The sequence below is a fragment of the Kitasatospora sp. NPDC017646 genome, from assembly GCF_044329365.1.
Taxonomy (GTDB): Bacteria; Actinomycetota; Actinomycetes; order Streptomycetales; family Streptomycetaceae; genus Kitasatospora.
Window position 1 is genome coordinate 17,579 of record NZ_JBIRJC010000005.1, and the last position, 20,694, is coordinate 38,272.

Below are 20,694 nucleotides of genomic sequence, written 5' to 3' on the forward strand. Positions count from 1 at the left end.
GCGCCAGCCCGTGGCCTCGCGCCAGCCCGTGACCGCGCCCCCGCCCGTGACCCCGCCCACGACACCGTCCGAGCCCCCGCGCCGGCCCTTCCTGGCCCCCGCCCGCCCCGGTGTCGACCTGCGGACCGGTTCGGCCCGCGCCTTCGGCACCTTCGGCGAGCTCCTCCAGGGCGCGCTGCCCGGCGGCCCTGAGTTCCTGGTGACGCTGCCGGTGGACCGCTGGGCCCGGGCCCGCTTCCGCCTCGACCCGGGCGGCCCGCTGCGGGTCTTCCCCTCGCACAAGACCAAGACCCGGCGGGTGGCCGAGGCGATGCTCGCCGCCTGCGGGCGGCCGGCCGGCGGGGTGCTGCTGCTGGACGGAGACCTGCCGGTCGGCAAGGGGATGGCCAGCTCCTCGGCCGACCTGGTCGCCACCGTACGGGCGGTCGGCGCCGCGGTGGGCCTGGACACCTCGCCGGCCGCGGTGGAGCGCTGGCTGCGCCCGATCGAGCCGACCGACGGCGTGATGCACCCCGGAGTGGTCGCCTTCGAGCACCGCGAGGTGCGGCTGCGCGAACGCCTGGGCGGCCTCCCGGCGGCGACCGTGGTCGCGGTGGACGAGGGCGGACTGCTGGACACGGTGGCCTTCAACCGGGTGCCCAAGGTGTTCTCCCCCGCGCACTGCGCCGAGTACGCGGACCTGCTGGCGGAGCTGGCCGGGGCGGTGCGGGCCGGCGACCTCGCCCGGGTGGGGGCGGTGACGACCCGCAGCGCGGTGCTGAACCAGCGGCTGGCGCCCAAGCGCAACCTCGACGCGATGCTCGCGATCGCCGAACGGATCGGCGCCGAGGGGGTGGTGTGCGCGCACAGCGGCACCCTGCTGGGCCTCCTGCTGGACGAGAACGACGCCGACCACGGGCCCCGCCTGGCCGCCGCCGTGGCGGCCTGTTCGACCCTGCCCGGCACCACCACCACGGTCCGGGCCCTCAACCTTCAGGACATGGAGCTAGCTCATGCGGCATGAATCGATCGTCGAGGCCATCGGTCACACGCCCCTGGTCCGGTTACGGGTGGCCGCGCCGGAGGGCGTCGAGGTGTACGCCAAGCTGGAGCTGGCGAACAACTTCGCGATGAAGGACCGGGTCGCCCGGCAGGTCGTCACCGAGGCCCGCCGCTCCGGGGCGCTGAAGCCGGGCGCGCCGATCGTGGAGAGCTCCTCGGGGACGATGGCGCTCGGCCTGGCCCTGGTGGGCACCCACCTGGGCCACCCGGTGCACATCGTCACCGATCCGCGGATCGACCCGATCACCCTGGCCAAGCTGCGCACCCTGGGCTGCGAGGTGCACGTGGTGTCGGCGATGGGCGAGCAGGGCTGGCAGTCGGCCCGGCTGGACCTGCTGGCCGAGCTGATGACCGGTCTGCCCGGCGCGTTCTGGCCGCAGCAGTACTCGAACCCGCAGAACCCGGCGGCGTACCGCGGCCTGGCCGAGGAGCTGGTCGCCGACCTCGGGACGGTGGACGTGGTGGTGGGCTCGGTCGGCAGCGGCGGTTCGCTGTGCGGGACCTCCCGGGCCCTGCTGGAACGTTTCCCCGACCTGAGGGTGGTCGGCGTCGACGCGGTCGGCAGCGTGCTGTTCGGCCAGCCCGACGTCCCGACCCGCCGACAGTCCGGCCTCGGCAACAGCCTCTACCCGGACAACATCGACTACCGGCTGATCGACGAGGTGCACTGGCTCTCCGACGACGAGGCCTTCGCCGCGACCCGGGCGCTGGCCCGGGAGCAGAAGATCTTCGCCGGGAACACCTCCGGCTCGGTCTACCGGGTGCTCACCCACCTGGCGGCGAACGCCGCGCCCGGCACCCGGCTGGTCGGCATCATGCCGGACCGCGGCGACCGGTACGTCGACACCGTGTACGCCGCCGACGCGGCCGAGCCGGTGCCGGCGGCCGAGCCGGTGCCCGTCCGCTACGGCGAGCTGGTGCACAGCTGGTCGTACGCCGAGATCTCCCGCCGGGAGCGCCCGCTGCTGCTGTTCGTGGAGTCCAACACCACCGGCACCGGCATGCTCGCCCTCACCACGGCGGTGCGGCTCGGCCTGGAGCCGGTGCTGTTCGTGGTGGATCCGGCCCGCTACCAGGGCCTGGCGGAGACCGGCTGCCGGGTCGTGGTCTGCGACACCGACGACCCGCAGGCGCTGCGCAAGGCGGCCGAGGAGGCGGCCGGCGGCCGGGAGGTGGCGGGGGTCACGACGACCAGCGAGTACTACCTGGTCCAGGCGGCCGCGCTGGCCGAGGGGCTCGGGGTGGCGGCCAACCCGGCGTCGGCGCTGGCGGCCTGCCGCGACAAGTCGGCGACCCGGCGCACGCTGCTCGCCCACGGGGTGCGCCAGCCCCGGTTCGCCGAGGTCCGGGACCCGGCCGAGGTCGAGGCGGCGGTCGCGGCGGTGGGCCTGCCCTGCGTGGTCAAGCCGGTCGACGAGTCCGGCTCGCACGAGGTGCTGTGGTGCGGGGACGCCGCCACCGCGACCGAGCAGGCCCGCAGGCTGCTGGCGGTCACCCGCAACGTGCGCGGCCAGGCCAGCGCCGGGACGGTGCTGGTGGAGGAGTTCCTGACCGGACCGGAGTTCAGCGCCGAGATGTTCTGCGCGGACGGCGAGGCGGTCTGCGTCGGCATCACCCAGCGCACCGTCAGCGAGCTGCCGTACTTCGTGGAGACCGGGCACCTGTTCCCGGCGGTCCTGCCCGCCGGGACGGCCGCGGCGATGGCCGACACCGCCCGGCGCAGCCTGGAGGCGGTCGGGCTGAACCGCGGCCCGGCGCACGTCGAACTGCGGCTGACCGCCGAGGGGCCGGCCGTCATCGAGATCAACGCCCGGCTGGCCGGCGGCATGATCCCGGAGCTGATCCGGCCCGCGACCGGCATCGACCTGCTGGACCAGCAGATCCGCGCCGCCGCCGGCCTGCCGCTGAACCTCACCCCGGAGCGGTCCCGCTCGGCCGGGATCCGCTTCCTGGTCGCCGCCGAGCCGGGCCGGCTGGCCGCGGTCGAGGGGGTCGAGCGGGCGGGCGCGGTCGCCGGGGTGGAGCGGGTCACCGTGACGGCGGCCGTGGGACGCCCGGTGCGGCCGGTCCGGGAGGCGTACGACCGGCTGGGCCATGTGATCGCGGTCGGGGACGGCCCCGAGCAGGTGGGCGCGGCCCTGGACGCCGCGCTGGCCGAACTCGCGGTCGTGGTCGAGGGGCGGTAGCAGCGCACGTACGCAAGAGCGCCGGCGGACTGCGGTCCGCCGGCGCTCTGTCCGCGGCGGGGGTCAGTGAGCCGGGCGGCGCCGGCGCACCACGGCCGGCTCCGCCGCGTCCGCCCGGGGCGTGCGGTCGATCCGGGCCGCCAGCGCCGCGATGGTGGGGTGTTCGAAGCAGGCGCTCAGCGGCAGTTCGACGCCCAGGCCCTGGTGGACCTCGGCGAGCATCCGGACCGCCGCCAGCGAGTGGCCGCCGAGGACGAAGAAGTCGTCGTCGATCCCGATCCGCTCGGTCCCGAACAGCCGCTGCCAGATCCCGCACAGCGCCCGCTCGGTGGCGGTGCCCGGCGGAGTGCGGAAGCCCTCGGCGCCCTCCTCCGGCGGGATCCGCAGCGCCTTGCGGTCGGTCTTGCCGGACGGCAGCGTCGGCATCGCACCGAGCACCACGAACCGGGCCGGTGTCATGGCCCGCGGCAGCGAGCGGACGCAGTGCGACCGCAGCTCGGCCGGGGTCGGCCGGGCGGCCGGATCGGCCGGGTCCACCGGGGTGACGAAGGCGACCAGACGCGGCCCCGATGACGCCGAACCGTCCACCACCACGGCCGAGTCGGCGACCTTGCGGTGCGCGCCGAGGACGGCCTCGACCTCACCGAGCTCGATCCGCACCCCGCGGATCTTCACCTGGCCGTCGCCCCGGCCCAGGTACTGGAGCTCGCCGTCGGCCGTCCACCGGGCCAGGTCGCCGGTGCGGTACATCCGCTCCCCGGGCGCGCCGTACGGGCAGGGCAGGAAGCGGTCCGCGGTCAGGTCGGGGCGGCCCAGGTAGCCGCGGGCCAGGCTCGCCCCGGCGAGGTACAGCTCGCCGGTGACGCCCGGTGGGACGGGCCGCAGCGCCTCGTCCAGGACGAACAGCCGGGAGCCGGTGACCGGCGCGCCCAGCGGCGGGCTCACCGTCCCGTCCAGCGGGCCGGACAGGGTGCCCAGCACGGTCGTCTCGGTCGGCCCGTAGGCGTTGTGCAGCCGGCGCCCGCGTCCCCACCGCGCCGCCAGGTCCGCGCCCATCGCCTCGCCGCCGCTGACCACCGCCCGCAGCCGCGGGAACGCGCGGGCGGGCAGCGCGGCCAGGGCGGTCGGGGTCAGCACCACGTGGCTGATCCGCCGCTCTTCGAGCAGGACGGCCAGCTCCTCGCCCAGCACCGGGTGCGCGGGCGCCACCACCAGGGTGGCCCGGGAGCGGAAGGCCATCAGGAGTTCCAGGACGTACATGTCGAAGGTGGGGGACACCTGCTGGAGCACCCGGGGCCGCTCCCCGTCGTCCCCGGCCGTCACCACCTCGTGCAGCCGCTCGGCGAGCGGGGTCAGCCCGGTGTGGGTGACCACGACGCCCTTCGGGCGCCCCGTCGAGCCGGAGGTGTACAGCAGGTAGGCGGCGTTCGCCGGGTCGACCGGGGCGGTGGCCGGGCGCTCGCCGGAGTGGTCGGCGAGCGCGTCCAGCAGGTCGGGATCGTCCAGCAGCAGCGCCGGCGGACCGCCGACGGGCAGGGCGGAGGCGCCGGCCGAGTCGGTCAGCACCAGCGCGGCCCGCGCGTCGGACAGGATGAACGACAGCCGCTCGACCGGGAACCGGACGTCCAGCGGCAGGAACGCGCCGCCGGCCTTGGCGACGGCCAGCACGGCGAGCACCAGCTCGCCGCCGCGCGGCAGGGCGAGCGCGACGGTGCGCTCCGGGCCGATCCCGCGGGCGACCAGTTCGGCGGCCAGCCGGTTCGCCTGCTCGTCCAGCTCGGCGTACGAGAGGGTGATGTCCCCCGCCTCCAGGGCCGGCGCGTCCGGCGCCGCCGCCACCGCCCGCTCGAACTGCTCGGCGAAGGTGGCCGGTTCGGGCGAGGCCGCCCCGCTGCTCCACCCGCCGAGGACCGCCTCGCGCTCGCCCGGGAGCAGCAGCTCCCACCGGGAGATCGGCAGGTCGGGCTGCTCGGTCGCGACGGCGAGCGCGAGCAGCAGCCGCCGGGCCAGCGACTGCCCGGCCGCCTCGTCGAACCGGTCGGCGCTGACCGTCAGGACGCCGCTGATGGTGGCGCGGGCGCGGTCCTCGGTCAGCTCGAAGGTCAGGTCGAACGGGGTGGCCGGGGTGCCCAGGTCGAAGGGCTCGGTAGGCAGCCCGCCGAGCGCCGGCACCGGCTCGGGATCGCCGTTGAGGCTCGCCATCACCTGGAACAGGGGGTTGCGGCCGTTCTGGCGGGGCGGGTTGAGGGCGGTGACGATCTCGTCGAAGGGCAGCTCCATGTGGTCGTGCGCGGCGAGGTTGGTCTCCCGCACCCGGGCGATCAGGGTGCGGAAGCTCGGGTCGCCGGAGGTGTCGGCGCGCAGCACGGCGGTGTTGATGAAGCAGCCGATCAGGTCGTCCAGCGCCTGGTCGGAGCGCCCCGCGGTGGGGGTGCCCAGCGGGATGTCGGTGCCCGCGCCGAGGCGGGTGAGCATCGCGGCGATCGCGGCCTGCAGCACGATGAAGACGCTGGCGCCGTGCTCGTGGGCCGCCGCGGTGATCCGCCGGTACAGCTCGGGGCCGGCCTCCACCCGGGTGGGCAGCCCCCGGAAGGTCGGCGTCGCGGGACGCGGCCGGGCCCCCGGCAGGGCGAGTTCCTCGGGCAGCCCGGCCAGCGCCTTGGCCCAGAACGCCAGGCTGCGCCCGAACGGGCTGCCCGGATCCTCGGCGCGGCCCAGCTGCTGCGCCTGCCACAGCGCGAAGTCCGCGTACTGGATGGGAAGTTCGTGCCAGGAGGGGGCCTGTCCGGCGGACCGGGCGGCGTAGGCGGTGGCCAGGTCGCGGCAGAGCGGGGCCAGCGAGAGGCCGTCGCAGGCGATGTGGTGGACGTCCACCAGCAGCACGTGCGAGCGCGGGCCGGTGCTGAACACGTGCAGCCGCAGCGGGACTTCGACGGTCAGGTCGAACGGGGTCTCCAGCGCGTCCCGCAGCGCCTGCCGGAGGCCGTTGGGGTGGACGGCACCGGCCCGGACCACCTGGGCGACGGCCTCGGGCGGCTGCACCGACTGGCGCGGCCCGCCGGCGTCGGCGGGGAAGACCGTGCGCAGGATCTCGTGCCGACGGCCGAGGTCCGCCGCGGCCGCGGTGAGCGCGGCGAGGTCCAGTTCGCCGTCGAGCCGCACCGCCAACGGCATGTGGTAGAAGGCCTGTTGCTGACCCAGCCGGTTGACGATCCAGATCCCGCGCTGGGCCATGGACAGCGGCAGCGATTCGGGCCGGGGGCCGGAGGCGGCCGGGATCGCGCTGCGGGCGGGCGCCTCGGCGGGGGTCGCGGCGGCCTCGTCCAGCAGCTCGGCCAGGTCGGCGAGGACCGGGGTCTTGAGGATGTGGCGGACGGAGAGCTTGACCGACCACTGCCGCCGGATCCGGGCGACCAGCCGGGTGGCCAGCAGCGAGTCCCCGCCGTCCCGAAGGAAGTCGGTGCCCCGGTGGACTGTCTCGGTGCCCAGCAGCCGGGACCAGATCGCCGCGAGGGCCCGCTCGGTCTCGGTCGCGGGGGCGTCGGAGCCGTCGGCGGGTCCCGGGGCGGTGCGGGCGGCCGGGACGCGCGGGTCGGTGGCGAACTCGACGGTGCCGTCGCCCAGCACCCTGGCCCGGCGGCCGCTCGGCGCGCCCGCCAGCAGCAGTTCGCCGTACACCCCGGCGGGCGCCCGGTTGCCGTACCGGTCGCGGACCTCCGCCTCGGCGCCGTCCACCTCGGCCGGTCCGTGTGCGCCCAGCGGGACGCCGCCGACACTCGCAGTGCCCTCGGCCAGGAAGGCCTCCAGCAGGGTCAGGTAGTCGGCGGCGAGCCGTTCCACGGTCGCCCGCTCGAACAGGTCGGTGGCGTAGTCGAAGGCGAAGCCGACCTCGTCGGCCGTGTAGCTGACCGCGAGCTCCAGGTCGAACTTGGCGGAGTCGTTGCGCATCTCCGTGATCTCGACCGCCAGCCCCGGCAGCTCCGGCGGGGGAACGACCTGGTTGACGCTGCACATCACCTGGAACACCGGATTGCGGGACGGGTCGCGGGCCACGCCGAGCGCCTCCACCACCCGGTCGAACGGCACGTTCTGGTGCGAGAGCGCCTCCGCCGCGACCGTACGGACCTGGCCCAGCAGCTGGCGCAGCGTCGGGTCGCCGGCCAGGTCGACCGGCACCGCCAGGGTGTTGGCGAAGTAGCCGATGACCGGCTCCCACTCGGCCCGCGGCCGGTTGGCCACCGGCACGCCGACGACCACCCGGTCCTCGCCGTTGTACCGGTGCAGCAGTGCGGCGAGCACCGTCACCGCGGTGGCGAACAGCGAGGCCTCGTGCCCCGAACCCCAGGCGGCCAGCCGCCGCTGGAGGTCGGCCGGGACGGGCACGGTGACGCTGGCGCCCTCGCCGCTGAGCAGGACCGGCCGCGGCAGGTCGGCCGGGATCCCGGCCTCCTGCGGCAGTCGGGCCAACTGTTCGCGCCAGAAGGCGAGCTGGCCGCGGTAGAGCTCCACCGTGGCCGGTTCGGCCTCCCAGGCGGAGTAGTCGGCGTAGCGCACCGTGAGCGGGGCCAGGCCGGTGGGCGCGCCACCGACGCGGGCCGTGTAGCAGGCGCCGAGATCCCGGAAGAACAGGCCCTCCGACCAGCCGTCGGTGATCGCGTGGTGCATGGTGACGGCCAGGTGGTGCACCGAGGCCCCGGCCCGGATCAGCTTCGCCCGGAACAGCGGCCGGCCGGCCAGCGCGAACGGGATCCGGCTCTCCTCGTCGATCAGCCGGGTCACCGCCGCCTCGCCGAGGTCGGTCAGGTCCAACTGCTCCCAGGGCAGTTGCTCCGGGTCGAGCAGCAGTTGGAAGACCTCGTCCTCGTCCCCGGCGAAGGTGGTGCGCAGGCCCTCGTGGCGGGCCACCAGGTCGCCGACCGCGAGCCGCAGGGCCTCGGTGTCGAGCTCGCCCGCCAGCCGGAGCCGGAACGGGACGTTGTAGGTGCTGTTGGGGCCGTTCAGCTGCTCCAGGAACCAGAGCCGCTTCTGCGCCAGCGACGCGGGCGCCCGCCCGTCGTCCGAGCGGGCGGCCGGCACGGCGGCGGACGCGGGAGCGGCGGCGGTCGAGGCGGCGGTCGAGGCGGTGGCCTCCTCCGCCAGGGCGCGGGCGAAGACGGCGTCCAGTGTGGCGCGGCCGACCGCATCGGTGTCGTTCACGAACGTTCCTGGCCTTCCGGGTCGTGGGGGCCGCGACTGACGGTGCGTCAGACGGTCGCGGGGGCGGGGAGATCGGTGGGGATTCCGGTCGCGGTCCGGACCGGGGACAGGGCCAGCAGCACCGCGGCCAGCCCGATGCCGCCGGCGCAGACCACGATCGCCCACTGGGTGCCCAGCAGGGAGCCGAGCCCGCCGCCGGCCATCGCGCCGAACGGGGTGCCGGCCATCACGATCATCCGGGTGGAGGCGTTCATCCGGCCCTGCATGTCGTCCGGCGTGATCGCGGACCGGTAGCTGCGGATGTTGACGGCGCTGGCGATCACCAGCACGGCATAGGCGACCTGGACGAACATCAGTATCGCGAAGGCGACCCCCTTGGGCACCACGGTCGCGGCGGGGATGACCAGTTCGACGCCGGTCATCGCCACAGTGGTCCAGACCACCATCCGTCCGAACGGCAGCATCCTGGCCAGCCGGGCCGCGAACAGCGCGCCCATCAGCGAGCCGACACCCGTCCCGGCCAGCAGCGCGCCGACCAGGATGCCGGGCAGGTCCAGGGTGCGGGTGATGAAGACCAGGAACACCGGGTCGATCGCGATCGCGGAGAAGTTGATCAGGAAGGTGACCAGCACCAGGGTGCGCAGCGTGGCGTTGCCGAAGATGAAGCCCAGGCCCTCGCCGATCTCCTTCCACATCGAGGACGGCTCGGCGTCGGCGGGCCGCTCCGGCACCGGCTCGCGCTTGCGGATGCGCAGGGTGCAGGCGGCCGCCAGCCCGAAGGCGAAGACGTTGACCATGATGACGACGGGGCCGGTGAGCAGCTGCACCAGTAGGCCGCCGAAGGTCCGGCCGCCGATGTTGGAGACCGAACTGCTCATCTCCAGCTTGCTGTTGCCCTCGACGAGGTCCTCGCGCTCGACCAGGGCGGGCAGGATCGAGGCGTTGCCGATGTCGGAGACGGTGCTGCAGGTGCCGGTGCCGAACACGACCGCCAGCAGGATGGGGACGTTCAGCAGGTGCGCCCAGGAGAGCAGCGGGACGGTGAGCAGGATCAGCGAGCGGACGGCGTCCGCCGCCACGATGATCATCTTCTTCGGCCGCCGGTCCAGCCAGACCCCGACGAACAGGCTGATCAGGAGGTAGGGCAGGAACTCGGTGGCGAGCAGCAGACCCATCTGGAACACCGAGGCGCCCAGGCTGACCGAGGCGATCAGCGGGACGGCCACCGCGACCATGTTGGTGCCCAGCATGGACAGGGTCTGGCCGGCCCAGAGTCTGCGGAAGTCGGCGTGGTCCCAGAGTCCGGCGAGCTTCACGACGCCGCTCCTTCCCCGGTCATGGCACGGCCCATCAGGTCGAGCAGCGGCTGCGGGGCGGAGAGGAAGGCGTGGTGCCCGCCGTCCAGCAGGTGTTCGTGGTGGCGACCGGGCGGGACGTACCTGGTCCAGCCGCCCAGCTGCTCCGGGCGGATCTCCACGTCGTCCTTCCAGCCGACCGCGTGCACGGCGCAGGCCAGCGGCTCGGGGGCGGCGAGCCGGTAGCGGCGCTGGGCGGCCAGGTCCTCCTCCAGCACGTCCAGCGCGACGTCCAGGAAGTCCGGGTCCATCCTGGTCCCGGCCGCCTCGGCGAGGATGTTCAGCTCGACCGCGAGGTCGTCCCGGCCCAGCCACAGCCAGCGACCGAACGGGTCCTCGTCGGGGGCGAGTTGGGAGGACATGAAGAGCGCGGTCAGCTCCCTGCCGTGGACCCGCTCCAGTTCGAGCGCGGTGGCGAAGGCGGAGAGGGCGCCGCCGCAGTGTCCGAAGAAGCCGGTCGGACGGTCCACCAGCGGCGCCAGGGCCGCCGCGGCCGCCGTGGCCAGGTTCTGGTAGGTGACCGGGTGCGGCTCGCGCAGGCGGTTCTCCCGCGCGGGCAGCTGCACCAGGCAGACCTCGACCTCACCGATCCGCTCGGGCCAGGCGCGGTACATCGACGCGCCCGTGCCCGAGTACGGGAAGAGGAAGATCCGTGCCGGGGCGTCCTCGGATGGTTGGCGGAACAGCCATTTGCCCGCGTCGGTCTGCATGGCGCCGTGAACTCCTTGTTCCCACCGTTGCGGTGTCGGGGTGGTCGGTGATGGGGCGGTCGGACGGTGGGGCCGCGGCGACCGGTCAGTCGCCGAGCGCGGCGGCGCCGAGGACGCCGCCGACGGCCCGGACGTGCGGCTGCCGGACCAGGCCGTAGTGGTCGGTGTCGAAGCGGTGGACCCGGAACGCGCCGGCCACCACCGCCCGCCAGGCCTCGGCGCTGCCCAGCTCCCGGCCGTCCCGGCTCTCGAGGTAGACCACGTCGCCGGGGTGGCGGCGCGGCCGGTAGGCGTGGTGGGCCCGCAGGTTGGCGGCGAAGACCCGGTGGCGCGCCGCCCGGGCCTCGCCGCCGGGCCCGGCTGGCGGGGCGCCGGTGAGCGCCAGGGCGTCCCGCAGGAGCGCCTCGGTGGTGCGGGCGTCGTCCAGCCCGGCGAGCTGCCCGGGGTCGGGGAAGGCGGCGTCGACCATGCCGAGGGTCACTTCCCGGCCGGCGGCCGTCAGCAGGCCCGCGGCCTCGAAGGCCAGCACCGCGCCGAACGACCAGCCGGCCAGGTGGACCGGCCCGGCCGGGTGGTCCCGCCCGATCCGGGACACGGCGGCCGCGGCGATCTCCTCGACGGTGGAGCCGACCGGTTCGGCGCAGTCCAGCCCGTACACGGCCAGCCGGGGATCGAGCGCGCCGGTCAGGGCCAGGTAGCCCAGGGCGCTGCCGCCGACCGGTGGGAACAGCCACAGCGGCGCGGCGCCGGACGGGCGCAGGGCCAGCACCTCCCAGCCGTTCGCGGTGTCCGGGGCGGGCGCCGTCAGCAGGGCGGCCAGCCGCTCGACCGTGTCGTGGGCGAACAGCTCGGCCACGGTCAGCCGGCGCTCGAAGTCCCGGCGCAGCCGCCCGATCAGCCGGACGGCGGCCAGCGAGTGCCCGCCGACCCGGAAGAAGCCCTGGTCGACGCCGAAGTCCGCGGTGTCCAGCACGTCCGTCCAGGCGGCGGCGACCAGGCGCTCGGCGTCGGTCAGCGGTCGGGCGGGTGCGGCGGACTCCCGGGAGTCCGAGGGGGTGGGGAGCCGCTTGCGGTCCACCTTGCCGCTGCCGGTCAGCGGCAGCTCGGCGAGCGGCTGCCAGGCGGCGGGCACCATGTGCCGGGGGAGCAGGCGTTCGGCGTGCCGGCGCAGTTCCTCGACCGCCAGCTCGGCCCCGGGCCGGGCGGTGAAGTGGCCGATCAGCCGGTCGCCGTCGAAGGTCACGGCGGCCGAGCCGCAGTCCGGGTGCGAGGACAGGACGGCCTCGATCTCGCCCGGCTCGACCCGCATGCCGCGGACCTTCAGCTGGGCGTCGGTCCGGCCCAGGTACTCGATCGCGCCGTCCGGGCGGCGCCGGGCGAGGTCCCCGGTGCGGTAGAGGCGCTCGGTGGTGCCGTCCGGCAGGGTGTGCTCGCGGAAGCGCTCGGCGGTCAGTTCGGGCCGCCCGTGGTAGCCGTCGGCCAGGCAGACGCCGCCGATGAACAGCTCGCCGGCGGTGCCGACCGGGACGGGGTGGCCGGACGGGTCCAGCAGGTGGATCCGGGTGTTGGCGATCGGGTGGCCGATCGGCACGGTCCCGGTGCCCCGGGCGCCCTCGGGGGTGCAGTGCCAGTACGTCACGTCCACGGCCGCCTCGGTGGGGCCGTACAGGTTCGCCAGGGCGGCCTTGGAGCGGTCCAGGAAGTCCCGCTGGAGGTCGGCCGGCAGCGCCTCGCCGCTGCACACCACCTGCCGCAGCGCGGTGGCGGCGGAGAGGTCGGCGGCGTCCAGGAAGGCCCGCAGCATGGAGGGGACGAAGTGCGCCACGGTGATGCACTGCCGGGCCAGCACCTGCTCCAGGTAGCCCGGGTCCCAGTGCCCGCCGGGCTCGGCGACGACCAGCCGGGCGCCCTCGCGCAGCGGCCAGAAGAACTCCCACACCGAGACGTCGAAGGTGTACGGCGTCTTCTGCAGCACCCGGTCCTCGGCGGTCAGCCGGAACTCCTCAGCCATCCAGTCCAGCCGGTTGGCGATCGCCCGGTGGGACACCACCACGGCCTTGGGGCGGCCGGTGGAGCCGGAGGTGTGGATGACGTACGCCGGATCGGCCGGACCGGTCCCGACCTCCGGTCCCCGCTCGCTCTCCGCGAGGTCCGCCGGGACGGACTCCACCCGGACGTCCACGAGTCGGAGGCCCTCGGTACCCGCGGCCGTCAGCACCACCCGGCAGCCGGACTCGGCGAGCAGGCCGGCCGTGCGCTCCGCCGGGTCCGCCGGATCCAGCGGGACGTACGCCCCGCCCGCCTTGAGCACGGCGAGCAGCGAGACCACCAGCTCCGCCGAGCGGTGCTGGACGATCCCCACGTGGTCGCCGGGCCGCACGCCGAGGGCGACCAGCCGGTGCGCCAGGGTGTTGGCCCGGCCGTCCAGTTCGGCGTAGCTCAGGACGCGGTCGCGGAACAGCACGGCAGGAGAACGCGGGGTGGCCGCGGCCTGTCGCTCGATCGCCCGGTGCAGCAGCTGGGGGCCGGGGTACTCCCGCTCCGTCCGGTTCCGCGCGCGCAGCTCGGCCAGCTCCGCCCGGCCCAGCAGCGGGGTGGCCGTGGGCGAGGCCGACGGATCGGCCAGCACGGCCCGGATCACGGCCACGTGGTAGCCGAAGTAGCGGTCGGCGTCGGCGGCGGCGATCCGGTCGGCGTCGTAGCGCAGACCGAGCCCGATCAGGCCGGTCGCGGTGTCCCGGGAGAACTCCGAGCCCAGCAGGAAGTCGGTGGGGGTGTGGCTGCGCTCCTCCAGCACCTCCACGTCGCCGGTCGGCACGGCCGATTCGTTGCGGAAGTGGGTGTAGTTGAAGAAGGTCTCGAAGGCGGCCGCGCCGGCCACCCGGCCGCGCAGCTCGGCCATCGGGAAGCGCCGGTGCGGCTGGACGGCCAGGTCCGTCGCGGCGACCTGCCGGATCAGCCCGGACCAGCTGTCGACCGCCAGCCGGCAGCGCACCGGCAGGGTGTTCAGGAACAGGCCGACCACCCGGTCCCCGTCCGGCTCGGCGATCCGGCCGTTGTACACCGCACCCGAGACCACGTCCTCGGAGCCGGTCAGCAGCGCTATCACCCGCAGGTGCACGGTGAGCAGCACGATCCGCACCGGGACCTGTAAGCGGGCCGCCAACGCGACCAGCCCGGCGGACAGTTCGGCCGGCAGCTCGCGCGGCACCACGGCCATGTCCGGAACCCCGGTGCCCGGGGAGGCGGGCACGGACCCGAGCGCGACGCCGTCGAGCTGCTCCTGCCAGAAGGCGAGCTGCTCCCGGTCCCGTACGGCGGCGCGCTCCAGGGCGACGAAGGAGCGGTAGTGGGCGCGGGGCGGGGGCGGCAGGGCGGCCGGGCCGCGCCCGAGGGCGGCGAGGTAGAGGGAGAGCAGTTCGCCGAACAGGATCCGCTCGCTCCAGCCGTCGATCACGGCGTGGTGCACCACCGTCCACAGCTGCACCTCGTCCTCGGCGAGCCGGGCGACGTGGTAGCGGATCAGCGGCGGCCGCTCCCAGTCGAAGAGGTCGCGGCCCTCCCAGTCGGTGCGCTGGTCGATCAGGGCGCGCTGCTCCTGCTCCGGCAGGCCGCGCAGGTCCTCGAAGCTCACCGGTGGGTGGTCGATGCGGCAGTGGACGACCTGGAGCGGTTCGCGGAAGCCGCCGGGGGCGAAGGAGGTGCGCAACAGCTCGTGGCGGTCCAGCAGCCGGGCCACGGCGGTGCGCCAGGCCTCGGCCGAGAACGCGACCCGCAGCCGGGTCAGCAGCACGTCGTGGTACATCGCGGTGTGCGCCTGCTGGCCGCTGCGGTAGAGCATGCCGGACTGCAGGGCGGTCAGCGGGTAGGCGGCGACGGCGTCGGCGGGCAGCCGCGGCCGGTCCTCGGGGTGGACCAGCTCGAACGGGCCGGTGGGCGCGGGCCCGGCGGCGGGCTCGGCGGTGCGCACCAGCGGGGCGAGCTCGCGGACGGTCTGGTTGCGCAGCAGGTCGCGGACCCGGAAGCCGAGGCCGCGGGCGCCGGCCCGGGCGACGATCTGCACGCTGCTGATGGAGTCGCCGCCGAGCTCGAAGAAGTTGTCGTCGATGCCGACGGCGGGGCGCCCCAGCACCTCGGCCCACACCTCGGCGAGCACCCGCTCGGTCTCGTCGCGCGGCGCGGAGTCGGCGGGAACGGTGGACTCGACCGCCGGGCCGGGCCGTTCGGGCTCGGCGGCGCGGCCGACGGCCCGCGGCGCGTCGGAGCCGAGGAAGTCGGTCAGCGGCCGGTCCGGCTGTTCGGCGGCCAGTTCCAGCACCCGGGCGTAGCACGCGGCGAAGTCGGCGATCCACTCGGGGGAGAACCGGTCGGCGCGGTACTCGAACTCGGCGACCGGCCCGTCCGCGGTCCGGTTGACCTGGAGGGACAGCTGGTACTTGGCGGTGACCGACGGGACCTCGACCGGGCTGAACCTCAACTCCCCGGCGCGGACGGGCTGGAAGAAGTCCTCGCCGACGGTGAAGGCGACCTGGAAGACCGGCGGGTGCCCCGGGCGCCGGGGTGGCCGGACCTCCTTCACCACGGTCTCGAACGGCACGGCCTGGAGGTCCTGGGCCCGCAGGACGGCGGAGCGCACCCGCTTCACCAGCTCCCGGAAGGTCCGCGGCCCGGTGAGGTCGGTGCGGACCGCCACCATGTTGACGAAGCAGCCGACCGTCGACTGGAACTCGGTCCGGCTGCGGTTGACGGCCGGCGTGCCCACCACGAGGTCGCGCAGCCCGGTGCGGTCGGCGAGCAGCAGGTCGTACGCCGCCAGCAGAACGGTGAACAGCGTGGTGTGCGACTCGGTCGCGAGTGAGGCGAGCTGTTCGACGGCCGGGGCGGGCAGCGGGACGTCGGCGGTGCCGCCGGGGGCGGCGGTGGAGGCGGGGTCGGGTGGCGGGAGGTCCCCGGGCAGCTCCAGCACCGGCAGGTCCCCGGCGAGCAGTTCGGCCCACTCGCGCAGGGCCCGTTCGCCGCCCGGGCCCGCCAGCCACTCGTCGTGCCAGAGCGAGTAGTCGCCGTACTGGTAGTCGACCTCCGGCAGTTCGGGCTCGGTTCCGGTGGTGAACGCCCGGTAGTGGGACACCAGTTCGTCGAGCACCAGCTTGGCCGACCAGCCGTCGAAGACCGCGTGGTGGGCGCAGAGCATGACCACGTGGCTGTCGTCGGCGCAGCGCAGCAGCCCGGCCCGTACCAGGGGGCCGCGTTCCAGGTCGAAGGGGGCGCGGGCGTGGCTCACCATCCGCAGTTCGCGCTCCTCGGCGTCCCGGCAGGTGGCGAGGCGCCATTCCCACCGCGGTTCCGGATGGACGACCTGGAGAAGGCCCTGTTCGTGAATGCGGAAAGTGGTGCGCAGCGCCTCGTGCCGGGCGAACACGGCGCCGAACGCATTGCGCAGCGCCGGGATGTCGACCGTCCCCCGGACTTCCCAGAAGCACGGGATGTGAAAGGTCGGCGCGTCACCGACGGTCTGCTGCGCGAGGAAGAGTTGCTCCTGGACCTTCGACGCCGGGAACGGATCCTCGTCCGCGGCGTCCGATTGGGCGGGGAACTCGCTGTCCACGGCTCGTAGACGCCCTTTCCTCCCGGGTGTGGAGACACGGATCGGCGTCCCCCAGGAACGTCAGCATACAGGCGGGAATTGGCTCGGCAAGGGGTGAGATCTTGCCGTGCCCGCAAGGGATTTGACCTCTGTCATGATCGCATCGAGTAGGGTAGTCTCGCCGCATCTTGCAGCGATGAGAGCGGGGGATCAACCCATGCCCGACCGTGTCGTTCCCATCTCGCCGCAGCAGCGCAGGCTGTGGCTCCTGCACAACCTGCATCCGCGGCTCCCGCTCTACAACGGGCCCGTGGCGCACGAGATCCGGGGCGAACTGGATGTCCCGGCGCTGGAACAGTCAATCCGTGCACTGATATCCCGGCACGCCGCGCTGCGGACGGGTTTTTCCGTGGTGGACGACCAGCCCGTGCAAGTGGTCGTCGACCGGCTGGAGTTCAGCCTCCCCGTGCACGACCTGAGGGGGGATCCCGATTCCCTCCGGGCCCGGGTGCGCGAGGCCGCCGCCGAGCCGTTCGACCTGGAGCGCCCCGGGGTCTTCGACTTCCGGCTGTTCCGGTCGGCGGACGAGGAGTGGACGCTGCTGCTGAACCTCCATCACATCGTCACCGACGGCTGGTCCAACGCGGTGATCGCCGAGGAGATCGGCCGTGGCTACGCGGACGCGCTGGCCGGCCGACCGGCCGGCGCCGCCGAACCCGGGAACGGGTACGCCGAGTACGGTGCGGCGCTGGCCGACCGGTTGGCCGGCGGCCTGGCCGAACGTCAACTCGCCTACTGGTCCGAGCACCTGTCAGGCGCCCCCGACCTGCTGCGACTCCCGCTGGACCGGCCCCGGCCGGCCCGCCAGCGCTTCCGCGGCGAGCTGCTGGACTTCGCGCTCGACGCCGAGCTGGCCGAGCGGGTGCGGCAGACCGCGGCCCGCCACCGGACCACGGACTACGTGGTGCTGCTGGCCGCCTTCACCCTGCTGATGCACACCTACACCGGCGAGCGGGACGTGGTGGTGGGCGCACCGGTGTCCAACCGGGACGACGAGGCGCTCGACCGGACCGTCGGATTCTTCGTCAACATCCTTCCGCTGCGCAGCCGGAGCCGGAGCGACGAGAGCTTCTCGGAGTATCTCCGGCGCTGCCGGACGACGTTCATCGGCGGATTCCGCAACCAGGCGGTGCCTTTCGACGAAATCGTCAAGGTGACGGGTGGTCAGGGATCGCTCGGCCACTCACCGCTGGTGCAGGCGGTATTCGGATACCACCAGGAGACCGCGCCGACGCTTCCGCTGGACGGTCTGCGGACGAGTCGCTGGAACGTGCCGACCGGGTTCGTCCAGACGGATCTGGAGTTCGACCTCGCACGAGCCGCGGACGGTTCCGTGGCCGGAATCATCGCCTATGACAGCGACCTGTTCGACGAGGCGACGATCGCCCGGCTCGGCGCGAATTACCGCGCCCTGCTGGAGGGGGCGTTGGCCGATCCGCAGACACCGCTGGCGCGGCTCGAACTGCGTTCCGCCGGGGAAATTCGCTTCGACCGCGAGGTGAACGCGACGGTGGCCGAGTTTCCGGCGGACGCCTGCCTACACGAGTTGTTCGAGGCGCAGGTCGAGCGCACCCCGGACGACGTCGCCGTGGTCTCGGAATCGGCCCGGCTCAGCTACCGCGAACTCGACGCCCGGGCCGAGGCGTTGGCCCGGCAGCTGCGGGCCCGGGGCGTCGGCCCCGAGCGCGCCGTCGGCATCTGCCTGGAGCGCTCGGTGGAGATGGTGGTGGGGCTGCTCGGCATCCTCAAGGCCGGCGGCGCCTACCTTCCGCTGGATCCGGCCAGCCCGCCGGCCAGGATCCGGCAGATCCTGGCCGACGCGGCGGCACCGGTGCTGCTGGTGGACCGGGCGCTGGGGGAGGAGATCGACGCCGCCTCGGTCGGCGCGCGGACACTGGACCCGGCGTGCCCGGACCCGGCGGCCGTGGCGGAAGACCCCGGTCCGCACCGCCCGCACCCCGAGAACCTGGTCTCCGTCTACTACACCTCCGGCTCCACCGGCACGCCCAAGGGCGTGGCGAGCCGCCACCGCGGCTGGGTGAACCGGATGGTCTGGATGCAGCGCCGGCACCGGCTGGCCCGGGGCGAGACCGTCCTGCACAAGACCACGCTGACCTTCGACGACTCCGCCCTGGAGATCTTCTGGCCACTGTCGGTCGGCGGCCGGGTGGCCGTGCTCGAACCCGGCCGCCACCGGGACCCGGTGGCGGTGCTGGAGGCCGCCACCCGCTACGAGTCGGTGTACCTCCAGGTGGTGCCGAGCATGCTGGGCGCGGTGCTCGACCTGGTGGAGCAGGCCCCCGAGCGGGTGCCGCCCCGGCTGCGGAACACCACCTCCAGCGGCGAGGCGCTCACCGCGGCGACGGTCGGGCGCTTCCACCGGCTGATGCCGGGCGCGCTGCACAACACCTGGGGCGCGACCGAGGTGTCGATCGACTCGACCTGCCACACCTGCGGCCCGGCCGACGAGACCGAGGCCGGACCGGTGAGCCTGGGGCGCCCGTTCGACAACAACACCGTGCACGTGCTGGACCGGGAGCTGCGGCCGGTGCCGGTCGGCGTGGTCGGCGACCTGTACATCGGCGGCCTCGGACTGGCCCGCGGCTACCTCAACGACCCGGCCCGTACGGCCGGCGCCTTCCTGCCCGACCCGTTCCGCCCCGGCGAGCGCCTCTACCGCACCGGCGACCAGGGCTTCCTGCACCCCGACGGCGCTTTCCGCTTCGTCGGGCGCACCGACCACCAGGTCAAGATCCGCGGCATGCGGGTCGAACTCGGCGAGATCGAGGCCGTGCTGCTCCGCCACCCGCGGGTGAGGGACGCCGTGGTGGTGATCGCCGCCGAAGGCCCGGTCCAGCGGCTGGTGGCCTTCGTGACCGCCGTCGACCCGGCCGACCCGCCGCTCTTCGACCAGCTCCGGGAGCACGCCAAGGAGTGGCTGCCGCACTACATGATCCCGGCCCAGCTGGTGGTCGAGGACACCTTCCCGCTCAACGCCAACGGCAAGGTCGACCGGCGGGCGCTGAAGGTCCCCGGGCCGCCGGCCGGTTCGGAGGCCGGCGGGGGCGGGGCGCCGCGGACGCCGTCCGAGCAGTTCGTCGCCGGGGTGTGGCGGGAACTGCTCGGTGTGGAGCGGATCGGCGCGGAGGACGGCTTCTTCATGCTCGGCGGGCACTCGCTGATCGCCACCCGGTTCACGGCGCGGGTGCGCCAGCGGCTCGGCGTCGAGTTCCCGTTGGTCACGCTCTACTCGGAGCCGACCGTACGGGCGACGGCGAGGACGCTGGAGGAACTCGTCGCGGAGAAGCTGGCCGCCGACGAGCGGCCCGAGCAACTCGCGGAGGCCGAGCGGTGAGCGGCAGCGGCGGCTGGGACGCCGTGGTGGTGGGCGCCCGGGTCGCGGGCGCCGCCACCGCGCTGCTGCTGGCCCGGTGCGGTCACAAGGTCCTGCTGATCGACCGGGCCGCGTTCCCCTCGGACACCATGTCCACCCTCTACATCCACCAGCCCGGCGTGGCCAGGCTCTCCGAGTGGGGCCTGCTCCCGGCGCTGCTGGACTCCGGCTGCCCGGTGCTGGACACCATCAGCTACGAGGTCGGCGGCGTGCGGCTGGCGGGCCCGGCCCCGGTGATGCCGGGCGCCCCGGCGGCCTTCGCGCCGCGCCGCCTGGTGCTGGACCAGCTGCTGGTCGACGCGGCGGTCAAGGCGGGCGTCGAGTTCGTGGACCGGGCCAACCTCCAGGAGCTGGTCCATTCCGAGGGCCGGGTCACCGGCGTCCGCTTCCGCACCGCGGGCGGGGTCCGCACCGAGTACGCCCGGCTGGTGGTCGGGGCCGACGGGATGCGCTCCCGGGTGGCCCGACTGGTCGAGGCCGAAGTCGAGCTGAGCGATCCGCGGGCCAGCTGCGTGTACTACACCGGCTGGGCCGGGATCAGCACCGGCTTCGGTTTCCACGAGAGCCCCGGCAACTGGATCGTCCGCATCCCCACCCACGACGACGTGACCCTGGTCTCCACCTACTTCCCGCAGGACCGGTTCGCCGAGATCAGGCAGGACCCGTTCCGCCACCACCTGGCGGCCGTGCGCGGCACCGCGCCCGAGCTGTACGAGCAGATCGCCGAGGCCGAGCAGGTCGAGCCGGTCATCGGCACCGGCGACCAGCAGAACTTCTTCCGCCGCGGGCACGGCCCCGGCTGGGTGCTGGTCGGCGACGCCGGGCACCACCTGGACACCATCAGCGCCCGCGGCATCACCAACGCCCTGCTCCAGGCCTCCTTCCTGGCCGAGGAGTTGGCGGACCGGGTGGACGACCCGGCCGCCCTGGCCCGCTTCACCCGCCGCCGCGACGAGGAGCTGACCGAGCCGTACCAGAGCACCCTGGAGCTCGCCAGGCTCACCGTCACCCCGTCGCGGCTGGAGCTGCTGCGCGGCATCGGCGCGTCCCCCGAGCTGACCGGCCGCTACTTCGCCGTCGTCGCCGGGATGCTCGGCATCGACGAGCTCTTCGACGAGGACGACCTCGATGACGACGACGTGTTCTGAGCCCACCCCTGGAGGAACCG

The 20,694-nt window shown here is 74.4% G+C and carries 8 protein-coding genes; 4 read left to right on the plus strand and 4 right to left on the minus strand.

Features of this window, described 5'->3' with window-relative positions; genetic code table 11:
* Nucleotides 1-46 precede the first annotated feature (46 nt).
* Entirely contained in the window at nucleotides 47-1,003 is a 957-nt protein-coding gene (locus ACH4J0_RS10465) for a kinase (RefSeq protein WP_396238313.1), read from the plus strand.
* The gene (locus ACH4J0_RS10470) at nucleotides 993-3,227 is read left to right on the plus strand and encodes a pyridoxal-phosphate dependent enzyme (protein WP_396238315.1); all 2,235 of its coding nucleotides are present in this window, start codon (nucleotides 993-995) and stop codon (nucleotides 3,225-3,227) included. Before ACH4J0_RS10465 ends, ACH4J0_RS10470 begins: the two co-directional genes overlap by 11 nt.
* Nucleotides 3,228-3,290: 63 nt before the next feature.
* On the opposite strand, the gene ACH4J0_RS10475 is transcribed toward ACH4J0_RS10470, so the two are convergent.
* From ACH4J0_RS10475 to ACH4J0_RS10490, 4 genes are all read right to left on the minus strand, one after another.
* A complete protein-coding gene (locus ACH4J0_RS10475; RefSeq protein ID WP_396238317.1) occupies nucleotides 3,291-8,423 on the minus strand; it encodes an amino acid adenylation domain-containing protein in 5,133 nt (1,710 codons plus the stop codon).
* Between the two features lie 47 nt (nucleotides 8,424-8,470).
* A complete protein-coding gene (locus ACH4J0_RS10480) occupies nucleotides 8,471-9,739 on the minus strand; it encodes an MFS transporter (protein WP_396238319.1) in 1,269 nt (422 codons plus the stop codon).
* Nucleotides 9,736-10,488 (minus strand): thioesterase II family protein, encoded by a 753-nt coding sequence (locus tag ACH4J0_RS10485; RefSeq protein WP_396238321.1) that lies wholly within the window; start codon nucleotides 10,486-10,488, stop codon nucleotides 9,736-9,738. The genes ACH4J0_RS10480 and ACH4J0_RS10485 overlap by 4 nt, the downstream gene beginning before the upstream one ends.
* An 85-nt stretch (nucleotides 10,489-10,573) precedes the next feature.
* Nucleotides 10,574-16,093: an amino acid adenylation domain-containing protein gene (locus ACH4J0_RS10490; protein WP_396238323.1), complete on the minus strand. Its 5,520-nt coding sequence runs from the start codon at nucleotides 16,091-16,093 to the stop codon at nucleotides 10,574-10,576.
* A gap of 196 nt (nucleotides 16,094-16,289) precedes the next feature.
* Here ACH4J0_RS10490 and ACH4J0_RS10495 point away from each other — a divergent pair, with 196 nt between their 5' ends.
* Nucleotides 16,290-19,487: an amino acid adenylation domain-containing protein gene (locus tag ACH4J0_RS10495; RefSeq protein ID WP_396238325.1), complete on the plus strand. Its 3,198-nt coding sequence runs from the start codon at nucleotides 16,290-16,292 to the stop codon at nucleotides 19,485-19,487.
* Nucleotides 19,484-20,674 carry an NAD(P)/FAD-dependent oxidoreductase gene (locus ACH4J0_RS10500; protein ID WP_396238327.1) on the plus strand — a complete coding sequence of 397 codons (1,191 nt, stop codon included), beginning with the start codon at nucleotides 19,484-19,486 and terminating at the stop codon, nucleotides 20,672-20,674. The genes ACH4J0_RS10495 and ACH4J0_RS10500 overlap by 4 nt, the downstream gene beginning before the upstream one ends.
* Nucleotides 20,675-20,694 lie beyond the last annotated feature (20 nt).